The sequence below is a fragment of the Nakamurella leprariae genome (assembly GCF_016918035.1).
Classification (GTDB): Bacteria; Actinomycetota; Actinomycetes; order Mycobacteriales; family Nakamurellaceae; genus Nakamurella; species Nakamurella leprariae.
This window is the reverse complement of sequence record NZ_JAERWK010000015.1, coordinates 16,788-30,448: the sequence shown is the minus strand read 5'-3', so window position 1 is coordinate 30,448 and position 13,661 is coordinate 16,788. Positions and strand designations below refer to the sequence as shown.

Annotated in this window: 14 protein-coding genes; 5 read left to right on the top strand and 9 right to left on the bottom strand. The window is 71.9% G+C overall.

What is annotated here, in order from left to right:
* Positions 1-9 precede the first annotated feature (9 nt).
* Together JL106_RS20975 and JL106_RS11430 are read right to left on the bottom strand one after the other, a co-directional pair.
* Positions 10-630 (bottom strand): TetR/AcrR family transcriptional regulator, encoded by a 621-nt coding sequence (locus JL106_RS20975; protein ID WP_328842122.1) that lies wholly within the window; start codon positions 628-630, stop codon positions 10-12.
* A gap of 212 nt (positions 631-842) precedes the next feature.
* A complete protein-coding gene (locus tag JL106_RS11430; protein WP_205260857.1) occupies positions 843-1,586 on the bottom strand; it encodes a GAF and ANTAR domain-containing protein in 744 nt (247 codons plus the stop codon).
* 186 nt (positions 1,587-1,772) lie between these two features.
* Between JL106_RS11430 and ypfJ the strand changes: the two genes are divergently transcribed.
* The 4 genes from ypfJ (at position 1,773) to JL106_RS11410 (ending at position 5,292) form a co-directional block, all read left to right on the top strand.
* The gene (gene ypfJ / locus JL106_RS11425) at positions 1,773-2,753 is read left to right on the top strand and encodes a KPN_02809 family neutral zinc metallopeptidase (RefSeq protein ID WP_205260856.1); all 981 of its coding nucleotides are present in this window, start codon (positions 1,773-1,775) and stop codon (positions 2,751-2,753) included.
* A gap of 93 nt (positions 2,754-2,846) precedes the next feature.
* A complete protein-coding gene (locus tag JL106_RS11420; RefSeq protein WP_205260855.1) occupies positions 2,847-3,863 on the top strand; it encodes an NAD(P)H-quinone oxidoreductase in 1,017 nt (338 codons plus the stop codon).
* A gap of 29 nt (positions 3,864-3,892) precedes the next feature.
* A complete protein-coding gene (locus JL106_RS11415; protein ID WP_205260854.1) occupies positions 3,893-4,450 on the top strand; it encodes a bacterial proteasome activator family protein in 558 nt (185 codons plus the stop codon).
* Between the two features lie 80 nt (positions 4,451-4,530).
* A complete protein-coding gene (locus JL106_RS11410) occupies positions 4,531-5,292 on the top strand; it encodes a DUF1345 domain-containing protein (protein WP_205260853.1) in 762 nt (253 codons plus the stop codon).
* Positions 5,293-5,295: 3 nt separating this feature from the next.
* Here the strand turns inward: JL106_RS11410 and JL106_RS22520 are convergent, their stop codons facing one another.
* A complete protein-coding gene (locus JL106_RS22520; protein WP_205260852.1) occupies positions 5,296-5,670 on the bottom strand; it encodes a DUF3253 domain-containing protein in 375 nt (124 codons plus the stop codon).
* A 32-nt stretch (positions 5,671-5,702) separates the two neighbouring features.
* Complete coding sequence (locus JL106_RS11400; protein WP_205260851.1) at positions 5,703-7,196, bottom strand: NAD(P)/FAD-dependent oxidoreductase; 1,494 nt, start codon at positions 7,194-7,196, stop codon at positions 5,703-5,705.
* A gap of 46 nt (positions 7,197-7,242) precedes the next feature.
* Between JL106_RS11400 and JL106_RS11395 the strand changes: the two genes are divergently transcribed.
* On the top strand, positions 7,243-8,001 hold the full coding sequence (locus JL106_RS11395) for a TMEM175 family protein (RefSeq protein WP_205260850.1): 759 nt from the start codon (positions 7,243-7,245) through the stop codon (positions 7,999-8,001).
* A 311-nt stretch (positions 8,002-8,312) separates the two neighbouring features.
* Here JL106_RS11395 and JL106_RS11390 read toward each other — a convergent pair whose 3' ends face one another.
* From JL106_RS11390 to JL106_RS11370, 5 genes are all read right to left on the bottom strand, one after another.
* Entirely contained in the window at positions 8,313-9,227 is a 915-nt protein-coding gene (locus JL106_RS11390) for an HAD family hydrolase (protein WP_205260849.1), read from the bottom strand.
* Positions 9,228-9,381: 154 nt separating this feature from the next.
* Entirely contained in the window at positions 9,382-10,299 is a 918-nt protein-coding gene (locus JL106_RS11385; RefSeq protein ID WP_205260848.1) for an ABC transporter permease, read from the bottom strand.
* Between the two features lie 52 nt (positions 10,300-10,351).
* A complete protein-coding gene (locus JL106_RS11380; RefSeq protein ID WP_205260847.1) occupies positions 10,352-11,224 on the bottom strand; it encodes an ABC transporter permease in 873 nt (290 codons plus the stop codon).
* Complete coding sequence (locus JL106_RS11375; protein ID WP_407940153.1) at positions 11,217-11,960, bottom strand: ABC transporter ATP-binding protein; 744 nt, start codon at positions 11,958-11,960, stop codon at positions 11,217-11,219. Before JL106_RS11375 ends, JL106_RS11380 begins: the two co-directional genes overlap by 8 nt.
* A gap of 303 nt (positions 11,961-12,263) precedes the next feature.
* Positions 12,264-13,424, bottom strand: a complete 1,161-nt coding sequence (locus tag JL106_RS11370; RefSeq protein ID WP_205260845.1) for an ABC transporter substrate-binding protein — start codon at positions 13,422-13,424, stop codon at positions 12,264-12,266.
* Positions 13,425-13,661: the final 237 nt, after the last annotated feature.

Here is a 13,661-nt window from a genome sequence, read left to right as displayed (position 1 = left end):
AACTGCGGGTCAGGACTGCGGGTCGGACCCGCCCGGCTGCTGGAGCGCGGTGAGGTCGAGCAACGAGAAGCTCAGGTCGAGCAGGCGGAACAGGCCCTCGGTGCCGTCGCGCCGACCGGCCGCCACCCAGCGCTGGGCGGCACGTCGACAGGCCAGCAGCGCGAACTGCACGACGAGCTCGACCCGGATGTCGTCGAGGTCGAGACCGACGCGCTCGGCGACGAGCTGGGAGACGTGCTCGCCGACCTCCTCGTCGGCCTGCAACTCGGCTGCCTGCAGCTCGGGCTCGTCCGGCGCCATCAGCAGGAACACGCCAGGTGTCCCCCCGAACTGGACCGCCACCTGGCGCAGTGCCGAGCGGACCAGCTGATCCAGTGGCAGCGCCGGGTCCGCCGCCCGTACCTGGTCGAGCAGGTCGGCCGCCAGCGCCGGACCGGCCGCGGCGACGCAGTCGGCCTTGCTGGTGAAGTAGTTGGAGAAGGTGCGGCGGGAGACGCCGGCCGCCTCGGTGATGTCCGCGATCGTCACCTGCTGGTATCCGCGTGCGGCGACCAGATCCCGGGCCGCGTCGACCAGAGCACGGCGGGTCGCGTCCTTCTTGCGCTCGCGCAGCCCCACCCCCGATGTCACGGGCACGACGCTACGGAACTGGATGCGCAGTGCGCAAGATTGCCCACTGCGCAGTCATCCGGACGGGTGAGCGAGCGCCCGATGAGGTCGGGCCGGGCAGCACCACGGCTGAACTGCCCGGCCCTGAGCGCCCTCCGGTCCGCGGCTCGGCCGGCGCCTGGAGAACCGGTGACCGGAAGCGGCCGGAATGAAACGGTCGTGTCCCGATCCGATCAACCCCGGTCGGGCAGTGCCCCCGTCTCGGTGACCCGCCGCGCCACCTCGGCCATCTTCAGATTGCCGTCCTGCGAGGCGCGGACCAGCAGCGCGAACGCGCGGTCGGCGGTGATCCGATATCGCTCCATCAGCACGCCCTTGGCCTGGCCGATGAGGTCCCGGTTGGCCAGGGCGACCTCGAGGTGGTGCTGCTGCTGGGCACCGACCATGGCGATGGCCGCATGGCTGGCCATCAGCAGACCGACCTGCTCGGCGGCGTGGTCGAACGCGTCGGGCACTGAGGAGTACAGGCTCAGCGCCCCGAGTTCCCGGTCACGCACGAAGAGCTGGAGCGACAGCATGGACCGGACCTCGAGTTCCGCAGCGCGGGTGGTGAAGGCCGGCCAGCGGCGGTCGCCCTGCAGGTCGTCGATCCGCACGGTGACGTGATCGCGCAGACCGCTCCAGAACGGGCCCTGCCCGGTCTCGGCCTGGATGCGGTCCACCTGGCCGACCAGATCATCGCTGGACGCCACCGTCCGGATCTCCCGCCGGGACAGCACGGCGATCCCGGCGTGCTCGGCGTTGGGGATGCCGTCCACGGCAGCGGCCTGCACGATCGCCGCGAGCGTCGGCGCGACCCCGTCCTCGGCCTGCAGGCTCCGGGCGTACTCACTGAACCGCAGTGCGGGACCGTCCTCCACGACCTTGCCCTCGCTGGTCCGCGACCGGCCCTCACGGGCCGCGAACTGGTCAACCACCGATCTCCCCTTCGGCACCGCGTGCGTGCTGACGGCATCCTCGTCCGGGGGTTCCGGACGGCCGTCGACCGACGGTGAGCCCGGAGCATTTTACGGCGTAAGTTGCTCGGTTGGATCAGTTCCGCTCCGTCCGGTTCACGACTGTCGGAACCGGGCACCAGGTGCCCACCGACCCGGGAGGCCACCGTGAGGTTCAACGATCGCGCCAAGCTCGACACCTCGCAGGTCCGCGACCGTCGCGCGTCCCGCGGCGGTGGGGGCGGGCTACGGATCCCCAACCTGGGCGGCGGCTCCGGCGGCGGGATGAGCCGGGGCGGCGGCATGGCGGTGGGCGGCGGCGCACTCGGCGTGATCGTGGTGCTGGCCATCCTGGCGTTCACCGTCTTCGGTGGTGGTGGCGGGTCGACCGACCAGGGCGGCGGGCTCCCGGCCGGCCTCGGCCAGCTCGGCGCCGGCCAGGCGGCGAGTGACACCGATCTGGCCGACCGCTGCCGGACCGGCGCGGACGCCTCGACGAACGAAGACTGCGCTGCGGTCGCGGTGATCAACTCGGTGCAGGCCTACTGGCAGGACGCGCTGGCCGCCAGCGGCGGCACCTATCAGCAGGCGCCCACCGTCTTCTACAGCGGCAGCACGTCCACCGCGTGCGGCCAGGGCAGCGCCGGGATGGGCCCCTTCTACTGCCCCGCCGACGCCACCGTCTACATCGACCTGAGCTTCTGGCAGGACCTGCGCACCCAGTTCGGCGCGGACAGCGGCCCGTTCAGCCAGGCGTACGTCCTGGCCCACGAGTACGGCCACCACGTGCAGCACCTGCTGGGCACGGCGGACCGGGTCGGCACCGAGTCCGGCCCGGAGTCCGGGTCCGTGCGGCTCGAACTGCAGGCCGACTGCTACGCCGGGGTCTGGGCCGACCACGCCAGCACCACGCCGGGGTCCGACGGGCAGGTGCTGATCACCGACATCACCGACGCCGACATCGCCGCCGCCGTGGACACCGCCGGGCGGATCGGCGATGACGCGATCATGGCCCGCAGCGGCGGGGCGGTGGACGAGTCGCGGTTCACCCACGGCAGCTCCGACCAGCGGGAGCGCTGGCTGACCATCGGCCTGCAGACCGGCGACCCGGCCACCTGCAACACCTTCGACACCGCCGACCTGGGCTGAGCCCGGACGCGGGGAACGGACTTCGCAGCGGCGCGTCGGGGTGCGGCCTCCCTCGTGTCCGGCCCGTCCGACCCCTTCCGTAACCTCGGGGCCATGCGTGCCGTGACCATCGTTGCCGGAGACACACCGTCGTTGACCTGGACCGAGGTTCCCGATCCCGTGGCCGGACCGGACGAGGTGGTCATCCGGGTGGCGGCATCCGCGGTCAACCGGGCCGACCTCATGCAGGTGCAGGGCCACTACCCACCGCCGCCCGGCGCGTCGGACATCCTCGGTCTGGAGTGCTCGGGCGTGATCGAGTCCGTCGGCTCGGCCGTCACCGGGTGGGCGGTGGGTCAACCGGTGTGCGCGCTGCTGGCCGGCGGTGGCTACGCCGAGAAGGTCGCCGTGCCCGCGGTGCAGCTGCTGCCCATCCCCGAAGGCGTCGATCTGATCGACGCGGCCGGCCTGCCCGAGGTGGCATGCACCGTGTGGTCGAACCTGGTCACGCTGGCCGGCCTGTCCGCCGGCCAGACCCTCCTCGTGCACGGCGGGGCGTCCGGCATCGGGACCATGGCCATCCAGATCGGCCGCGCCCTCGGCGCCACGGTGGCCGTCACCGCCTCGCGGGCCTCTTCCCTCGAGTCCTGCGGCGCCCTCGGCGCCGACGTCCTCATCAACTACGCCGAGGAGGACTTTGTCGAGCGGATCCGGACCGCGACCGCCGACGCCGGTCGCCGGGCCGGGGCCGACGTCATCCTGGACGTGGTCGGCGCCAAGTACCTGGCCCGCAACGTCGCGGCGCTGGCCCCGGACGGCACCCTGGTCGTCATCGGGATGATGGGCGGCACCAAGGCGGAGATCGACCTCGGGGCGCTGCTGGCCAAGCGCGGCCGGGTGGCGGCCACCTCGCTGCGTGGGCGCCCGGTGATCGGGCCTCACTCCAAGCAGGAGGTCGTCGCAGCCGTGACGACGCACCTGTGGCCGATGATCGCGGCCGGCACGGTCCGGCCGGTCATCGACGAGGTGGTGCCGATGCCGGAGGCGGGCCTCGCCCACGAACGTATGGCCGCCGGTGGCCATCTCGGCAAGATCGTGTTGCAGGTTCCGGGGCAGGGAACCGGTTCCTGACCGGGCCTGGCGGCGATCGAGGAGAACTGATGAGCGAAGCGGAGCAGCAGCAGATCATGGTCATCGGCCCGGACGGGCAACCCGTCGCCGTGCAGATGCCGACCGGTCGAACCCGGACGGACGGCCAGGACGACGGTGACGGTGACCAGCGCAGCGTCACCGCCGGTATGAGCGAGCCGGCCAAGGTGATGCGCGTCGGCACCATGATCAAGCAGCTGCTCGAGGAGGTCCGGGCCGCGCCACTCGACGAGGCCAGCCGGGCCCGGCTCAAGGAGATCCACCAGCAGTCGATCAAGGAGCTGGAGAGCGGTCTGACCCCGGAGCTGCGGGACGAGCTGGAGCGGCTCGCCCTGCCGTTCGAGGACGACGGGGTGCCGTCCGAGAGCGAGCTGCGGATCGCCCAGGCCCAGCTGGTCGGCTGGCTGGAGGGCGTCTTCCACGGCCTGCAGACGGCACTGTTCGCGCAGCAGATGGCCGCACGGGCCCAGCTGGAGCAGATGCGGCGCGGGGCCCTGCCGCCCGGCATGGGCGGTGGAGCGCCCGACCACGGCATCGCACCCGGGGGCGGCACCGGCCAGTACCTGTAGCGCGGGCGGGTCCGGGGTCGGAGCACCGGCCCGGCGCGTCGTCGGGCCGGCCTGCGGCCAGGCGGGCACCATGCGATCCGATGGACACCCGACCGGACGGCCGCCCACCTGCGGTGACCAAGGTCGTCCGCCACTCGACCCGGACCCGTCAGCGGTGGGCTCGAGCCGCCGTCCTGGCCGTCGAGCTGGCCCTGATCGTCCTGACCTTCTGGTTCAACGAGGTCGAGATGTCCATCGGCGACGACGCACCGCCGCCGGTCGATCCGAACGGGGTGACCGCGGACGAGTCCGCCGTGCTGGCGCTGGCGCTGTGGAACCTGCTCGCCTTCGGGTACGTGGTGGTCGGCGCGGTGGTGGTCCGGCGGGCGGAGACCACGACGTCACTGGTGGCCACCGGCCGGGTCCGCCGTACCATCGACGTGCTGTTCTCGGTGGCCGCCGGGCTGACCGGGCTGGGGACGGGCACCGTCATCGCCGCTCGGGACCTGGACCCGGACGTGGAGAGCGCGCTGCGGGCGCTCGGCGTGACCACCGTCCTGTTGTCCTGGATGTTGATGCACGCCGGCTTCGCCCGGCGCTACCGGCGGCTCACCGCCGTGCACGGTGGGCTGCGCTTCCCGGTCCCCGACGGATACGCCGACGTCGGTCCGGACGCGCCCCCGCGGCCCGTGGCCGACTTCTACTACTACGCGTTCACCCTGGGCACGGCGTTCGGCGCCACCGACGTCCAGGTCACCACCAGCCGGATGCGCTGGAACAGCATGATGCACTCGATCATCGCGTTCTTCTTCAACGCGGCCGTGGTCGCGTTCGCCATCAACGTGCTGGCCGGCAGCGAGTAGCCCTCACCGCGTCCGGCGGATGCGGATGGGACCCGTCGCGGTGCTCGGGTCGACGACCCGGCCGCCCTGCGTCACCTCGACCTCCCCGGCCGCGACGAGCCGGCGGGCTGCCTGCCGCGCCGGTTCCATCTGCTTCCGCCAGTCGTGCCCACCGACAGCACGGGCCGCCTCGCTCGGACAGATCGTCGCCCCGGCTGCCCGCTGCCCGAGAAGCTCCAGGATCGTCGCCTCGAGATCGATGTCCATGAGCCCCAGTCTGTGCCGTCGGCACCGTTGGGAGCAGGACCGCACCGCATCCCAGTCCCGTGCCCACCGCTCCCGCCAGGTGATGGTGCGCCCACCGACGGCGCACGTCTTGGTCGGCGACGGTCGGGGCACTCGTCCAGTGTCCCGATGCGCCTCGGTGACCCTCAGGAGTCGAACCCCAACCCGAACCGGTCCAGGCTGCGCAGCCAGAGATTGCGGTGTCCCTCGTGGGTGTCGGCCCGGGCCATCGACCAGCGGGTGGTGTGGATGACCGCTGACCGCAGTGGCTCCGGTGGGAACGGCAGCGGCTTGTCCCGGATCGTGGTCAGCTCGGTCAGTTCCGTGCGCCGGCCGGTGAGCAGGTCGAGCATCACCTGCGCGCCGAACCGGGTGGATCCGACGCCCAACCCGGTGTACCCGACCGCATAGGCCACCCGCCCGCCGTACCCGGTGCCGAAGAACGGGAAGAACCGCGAGCACGTGTCGATCACCCCGCCCCAGGTGTGGGTGAACCGCAGCCCGGCGAGCTGCGGGAAGGTGGTGAAGAAGTGCTCGGCCAGGGTGCGGAAGGTGCGCGGCCGCTGGTCCAGGGCCGGGTCGATCTTGCTGCCGTAGTGGTAGACGACGTCGTAGCCGCCCCACAGGATGGTGTTCTCCTCGGTGAGCCGGGAGTAGTGGAACTGGTTCCCGGCGTCCCACAGGCCCTGACGGTTCCGCCAGCCGATCGAGTCCAGCTGGGCCTCGGTGAGCGGCTCGGTCATCATCGCGTAGTCGTAGACCGGCACGACGTACGCGTTGATCCGCTTCAGCAACGGCGGGAACGCATTCGTCGCCAGCGCCACCCGCCGCGCCGTCACGGTCGCCTCGGTCGGGGCCTGGGAGCCGGTGGCGTCGGTGGCACCGCCGGCCACCCGCAGCACCATGGCGTCGGCGCGGCCGGCCCGGGACAGGTCCACCACCCGGGAGTGCTCGTAGATGCGGACCCCGAGCGCCTCGCAGGCCGCGGCCAGCCCCCAGGCCAGCCGGGCCGGGTCCAGGATCACCGTCTTGTTCCTGCTCCACAGCCCGCCCAGGTAGGTGGGCGACCGGACCTCGGCCTGCGTCTGTTCCCGGTCCAGCAGCACCGCGTCGTCGCCGAAGTCGAGCATCCGCTCGTGGTCGGCGTGCAGGTCCTCCAGCTGGTACGGCTTGGTCGCCACCAGCAGCTCGCCGGTCTGTTCGAGCTTGCAGTCGATGGCGAACTCCTGGACGGTCTTCACGATCCCGGCCAGGTTGTCCCGGCCCAGCCGTTCCAGCCGCGGCATGTCCGCCGGGTACCAGTCCATCCCGTTGGCCTGCCCGTGGGTCAGCGACGCCGAGCAGAAGCCACCGTTGCGCCCGGACGCGGCCCATCCGATCCGCCGTGACTCCAGCAGCACGACGTCCCGATCGGGGTCGGCCTGCTTGGCCAGCAGCGCCGTCCACAGTCCCGAGTACCCTGCGCCGACCACGGCCAGGTCGGCGCTGATCGACCGGGTGACCGCCTCCCGCGGCGGCGGCGCGTCGACGTCGTCCAGCCACCAGCACAGCGGCTCGGCGTCGGCCAGCGAGGTGTCGATGACGGAGCGCGGAACGCCGCCAGGCCGACGGGACCTGGATCGCGGGCGGGCGAAGGCCATGCCCCATCGTTCCTGGCCCACGGACCTCGGGCAATGATCACACCGGATGACGAGCGATCGGCGGCAGCGCCGCACCGCCCTGGCGCCGCTCGTCGGTGCGACACTGCGCGCCATGGGGAAGGAACGGACCCGGCGCACCCGACGCGGGTGGCTGACCGAGAAGGACAACGACCGGGTCGGCGCGCTGACCGACGGCACGGTGGCCATCGCGCTCACCGTCCTGGTCCTGGAGCTGCCCGTCCCGGACGGGGCCGACTCCCCCGGCGGACTATGGTCGGCGTTGCAGGACCACGCGCGGGAGTACGTGACGTTCCTGTTCGCCTTCTGGCTGATCGCGATCTTCTGGGTTGCCCATCGGCAGGAGTTCCGCCGCGTGCGGATCGCCACCGAGCGGGTGGTCTGGGCGAACTTCCTCTACCTGGCCGCGGTCGTGCTCATCCCGTTCTCGTCCCAGCTGCTCAGCGGGCACGGCGGCAACGCCCTCGCGATCACCGTCTTCGCCGGCAACCTGCTGCTGGTCTCGGTCTCGCTGGTGCTCATCCAGATCGCCGCCCGGGCCGACGAGGTGGCCACCGCGGAGGGCCAGCAGGAATGGATCACGTCGATGGTCCGGTCGTGCGTGCTCATCGCGATCGACGTGCTGGTCATCGCGGTGAGCTGGATCCGGCCGAACGTGGCCGAACTGCTGTTCCTGGTGCTGATCGTCAACGAGCCGATCGCCCGGGTGATCCAGCGCCGGATCCTGGCGGGCCGGGTCTCCGACCGCCGCTCGGTGGCCGACGACCCGACGCCGCCTGCCGGGTGACGCCCTACAGCGGCAGCCGGCCGGGATCGGCCGGGCCGGGTCCCGGCGCGGGCGGAGCCGTCGGGTCCGGCTCCGGCACGGTCGGGTCCGGGAACGGCTGACCGGGGTCCGGTTCCACCGGGTGCGGAGTCCCCGGCTCCGGTGGCAACGGCACCGGCGGCCGGTCCGGGGGCGGCCCCGGGCGGGTCGGCTCGGGTCCGGGACCGGGGGTCGGCGCCGGCCCGGGGATGTCCGGGTTCGGAGGCTGGGGGATGGTCATGTCCCCAGTGTTCCCCAGCCGTCGCCGCTCAGCAGACCAGCCCGTCAGCGGATCAGAACCAGCGCTCCAGCACGACGGCCACGCCGTCGCGGTGGTGCTCCGGGGCGACCTCGTCGGCCACGGCCACCACGTCGGGGTGCCCGTTGCCCATGGCCACCCCGCGCCCGGCCCAGGTCAGCATCTCCAGGTCGTTGGGCATGTCACCGAACGCGACGGCCTCGGCCGGGGTGACGCCCCACTCGCGGGCCAGTCGGTCCAGGGTCGCGCCCTTGTCGACGCCGGCCGCGGCCACCTCCAGCAGGCCGTCGTCGGTCGAGTAGGTGACGTGCACCTGGTCGTCGGCCATGGCGCGGGCGGCCGTGGCCAGGCTGGCCGAGCCCTGGCCGGCGCGGATCAGCAACTTGGCCGCCGGCTGGTCCAGCACCTGGTCGCGCGAGCCACGGGCGAACCGGGCCTCGCCCCACGGGTGGGCGTAGTCGTACTCGGCCCAACAGCAGCTCTCGTCGGTGCCGAACCGCTCGACCGCGACGGTGAAGTCGACGCGATCCTCGAGCGCACTGACGAACCGGCGCATGGCGGACGGGGTCAGCGGCGAGGTGGCCACGATGTCGTCGGCCCCGGCGTCGTAGACGACCGCGCCGTTCAGGCAGACCGCGGTGCCGGTGAAGCCGGCGTCGAGCACCGGGCCGAGCCACCACACCGGACGGCCGGTGGCGATGACGACGCGGGCGCCGGCCGCCGCCGCGCGCCGCAGCGCGCCGGCGTTGCGGGCACTGACCTGCCCGTGCTCGTCGAGCAGCGTGCCGTCGAGGTCGGTGACGATCAGGCGCGGGGCGGCGGCCCGGCCGGTGCGGTGCGAGGCGGAGCTGTCGACGTCCTTGTCGATGGCGATGCTGCTGGTGGCGGCGAAGGCGGTGGTGAACGCGTCGAAGGACAGGACAGCACGGTCGGACAGGATCGGACTCACCCCTCCATTGTCCAGGCGAGGTCCGACACCGCACGGCTGCGCGGGCAGGCGCTTGCGCGAACCCGATCACAGCGGGTGTGACCGCTGTCGCCGGGAACCGGCGCAACCTTGCCGCAACGCCCACCAGCGCGCCACCCTGGTGAGGATCCGTCCGTCAGCGGCGACCGGCCTCCGGTCCCCAGGCGGCCAGCACCGCGGTCTCGATCACTGCGGCCACCGCGTACAGCACGATCGAGGCGACCACGGCGAACACCACGACGGTCCAGACGCCGCCGTAGTTGCCCTGCCCCTTGTAGGTGGACAGCACCCCACCCAGCCCGGTGAAGCCCGACAACCACTCGGCCAGCATCGCGCCGACGATCGCGCCGGGCACGGAGATCCGCACCGAGGCCAGGAACTGCGGCAGCGCCGACGGGATGCGCACCTTGAGCATGGCGGTGAGGGCCGAGCCGCCGTTGACCCGGATGACGTCCAGCGCCTGCGGAGACGCGGAGCGCAGCCCCAGCGTGATGTTCACCAGGGCCGGGAAGAGCACGACGATGGCCGCGATGGCCGCGATGCCGACCTTGCCCTGGCCGAAGATCAGCAGCAGCACCGGCGCCATGGCCACCAGCGGCACCGACCGCAGCAGCATGGCGATCGGCATGAACGCCACCTCGACCGGCTTGAGCAGCACGAACAGCGCGGCGACGACCGTCGCGAACACCATGCCGGTGACGAAGCCGATCGCCGCGTCGACCAGCGTGGTGCCCAGCGCGCTGAACGCCTGGTCGCGGGCCGCCTCGGCGGTCAATGAGGTCGGCCGGATGCCGGACTCCGGGGCCGCGGTGAACAGGTAGTGGAAGACGTCCATCGGGCCCTTGCCGACGAACGCGGAGACGTCGAACAGGCGCAGCAGCCCGACCCAGAGCAGGCACAGCGCGACCAGCGACACCACGATGGTGATGACCGACGTGGCGATCCGTCGGCCGATCGCGCCGGCCGCCGACCGGGTGCTGATCCGTTCCTCGGCGCCCGGCCCGGACGGCGCGGCCGCCGGCCCGGTGACGGCAGCGGCTTCCGTGGTGGTCATCGAGCGTTCCTCCGCGGTCCGGACAGCGGGTGGGGGCGTGCCGGGGTCGGGGTCATGTGGCCCGTCCCGCGGCCCACGGCGTGACGAACCGGCCGACCAGCCCGACCAGGGCGTACCCGGCGCCGGCGATGAGCCCGCTGGCCAGGGCCAGGTACCACAGCTGCGGCGCGTCCGATTGGGTCTGGGCGGCGATGAGCGCCCGGCCCAGGCTGGCGTCGCCGCCGCTGCCCAGGTACTCGGCCAGCACGGCGCCCAGGAACGCCGCCGGGGCGGAGATCTTCAGCGCGGCCACGAGGTTCGGCAAGGCCGCGATGACCTGCACCTTGCGCAACTGCGTCCACCTGCCGCCGCCGTAGGCGCGGACCAGGTCCATGCTGGTGCGCGGCGCGGCCCGGAACCCGAGCAGGCAGCCCACCACCGTGGTGAAGAAGACGCTCAACGCGGCCAGCACGATCGAAGCTCCCTGCGGGGAGTCACGACCGGCGACGATGACGCAGATCGGCCCGATGGCCACCAGCGGGATGCAGTAGGTGGTGATGGCGATCTGGGTGACGATGCCCTCGAGCACGGGGATCAGCAGCACCACGGTGGCCAGGGCGATGGCGGCCAGGTTGCCCCACAACGCGCCCCAGAGCGCCGCCGAGATGGTGCCCTGCGCGTTCGTCCAGAGCCGGGACCACTCGTCCCCGTCGAAGAACTTGGCGAAGACCTCGACGGGCGTGGGGATGGAGTTGCTGGACTGCCACAGGGTGATCGAGGCGACCCACCACACGGCCAGGATGATCAGTACGCCGATGACGCCACCGGCCCAACCGGGCAGCTTGAACCGGGTGCCGCCGGCACCGGCCGGGGTGGCGGACGCGATCGCCGACACGTCACCCGACGGGCTGCCCGGCGACGGCGACGCCACCTGGGTGTCAGTCATCGCCCGCCGCCCCGCCGGTGCCGTTGCGACCGAAGAGGATCTCGGAGATCTGGTCGACGTAGGCGTGGAACTCGTGGCTGCGCATCATGTCCGGCGTCCGCGGCCGGGGCAGGTCGATGGTGACGACCTCGGCGATCCGGCCGGGCCGCGGGCTCATCACCGCCACCACGTCGGACAGGAACACCGCCTCGCTGATGCCGTGGGTCACCATCAGCGTCGTCGCCGGCTTCTCCGTCCAGATCCGCAGCAGCTCGACATTCAGCCGCTGCCGGGTCATGTCGTCGAGCGCGCCGAACGGCTCGTCCAGCAGCATCACGGTCGGCTGCACCACCAGGCAGCGGGCGATGGCCACCCGCTGCCGCATGCCGCCGGACAGCTGGGCCGGCTTGGCGTGCTCGAACCCGGTCAGCCCGACCAGCTTGATCAGGTCGTCGATCAGGCCCGGCTCGGGCTTGATCCCGGCGACCTCCAGGGGCAGCCGGATGTTGGTGGCCACCGACCGCCACGGCAGCAGGGCCGCCTCCTGGAACGCGATGCCGAGCTCGTGGTTGCGCTGGATCTCGGCCGTGGACTGGCCGTTGATCAGGGCGGTGCCGGCGGTCGGGGTCTCGAGTCCGGCCAGGATCCGCAGGATCGTCGACTTGCCGCAGCCGGACGGCCCGATGAGGGACAGGAACGAGTTCCGCTTGGTACCCAACGACGTGTCGGTGAGCGCGGTGACCGCCTTGCGCCCCATGCTGAACTGCTTGGTCAGCCCCTGGATGTTGATGCCGGTGGCCGCCCACGGCTCGGTCTGCGGGCTGGTGGTGCTGAGCACCTCGTCGGACGGTGCTGCGCGGTCGTGCACCCGTGCCGAACCACCGGGTCCTCCGGCCAGCTCCACCGGTGTCTGTCCTGCCTGGGCCATGCTGGCCACCTTCCGTACTGGGCCTTCGGTGCGGCCGCAGCGAGGCGGCGCGGGTGGCCGGATCGCGCCGGCCCGTCATCCATGGTCGGGAGGCGCGGTCCGCCGGTGCCCGACGGACCGCGTCCTGGCCGGTCAGCCGACGATCAGGTCGGGGTTCTCGGCGTAGACCTCCTCCAGCAGGCTGAGGTCGAACAGCTGGTCGGCGGTGATCTCGATGCCGACCTCGCCCATCGCACCGATGATGTCCGTCAGCAACGCGTCGGTCAGCGTGAACAGGCCGTTGGCCTTGGTGTCCTCGGTGACGACCAGGTCGTTCTGGGCGATCATCTGCTCGGTCTGGCCCGGCAGGTCCAGACCCAGACTGGATCCGTACACCTCCACCGCCAGTCGTGCCGACTCCTCCGGATCCGCGACCGCGTCGTTCCATCCCTGGATCTCGGCCTTGAGGAACGCCTTGAGCATGTCGCGGTTGTCGTCGATGGTGCTCTGCAGCACGGTGAAGGTCTCCGCGGTCAGCGGCAGGCCGTTGTTGGCGAAGCCGAGGGTGACCGGGGTGAACCCCTCGGCGGCGACGATGAACGGCTCGTTGGTCAGGTACGACATGAAGCCGTCCACCGCCTTCTCGGTCAGCGGCGTCGGCTCGTACTGCACGACCTGCTGGGTGACCTCGGACGGATCGATGCCATTGGCTCGCAGGAAGCCCTCGAAGATCGTCTGGTTCGTCCCCGCCTGGATGCCCAGGGTCTTGCCCTTGAGGTCCTCGACCGTGCGGATCGGCGTGCCCTCCTCGATCGACAGGATGCAGAAGGGGTTCTTCTGGAAGGTGCTCCCGATGATCTTGAGTGGGGCACCCTGCTCCACGATGAACCGGGCGGTGGCGTCGGGCGCGGACAGCCCGATGTCGACCGTCTCGGCCAGCACCAGGGCGTCCGCACTGTCCACCGGGCCGGTGACCAGATCGACCGAGCCGAAGCCGGCAGCGGTGTAGTAGCCCTTGCTGTCCGCCATGAACTCGCCGGCGAACTCGATGTTCTTGATCCAGGACAGCTGCAGGGAGATGTCGCCGTAGGCGCCCGGCTCGACCGCCGCGGCCGACGACGACCCGCTGGTCGCGGCGCCGCTGGAAGCCGCGCTGCTGGACGACGACGAGGACGAACCTCCGCTGCCGGAGTCGGAACCACAGGCGACGAGTCCGCCCAGGCCCACGGCGCTGAGGCCGGCCAGGCGCAGGAAGTTGCGACGGTCGGTGGCGCGGGCGAGGGCGGACGCGCGGAACGGCTTGCTGGTCGTCATAGGGGAAGGCTCCCGGCCTGATCGGGCAACGACACGGCGACTCCCGGCCGGGAGACCCGCTCGATGCGGCACAACAGCTCTGGACGGATCAACGGGTGGGGCTCAAGGACTGACACTCGACTGCGGACGGTGATCGGCTGGGCATCGTGTCATCGGTGCTGTGGGGGATCCGGTCGCTGCTCCGGCGACGCCCCGGTCGGTGCCCGCAAGGGCTCCTGGTCGGGCTCGCCGAAGTCC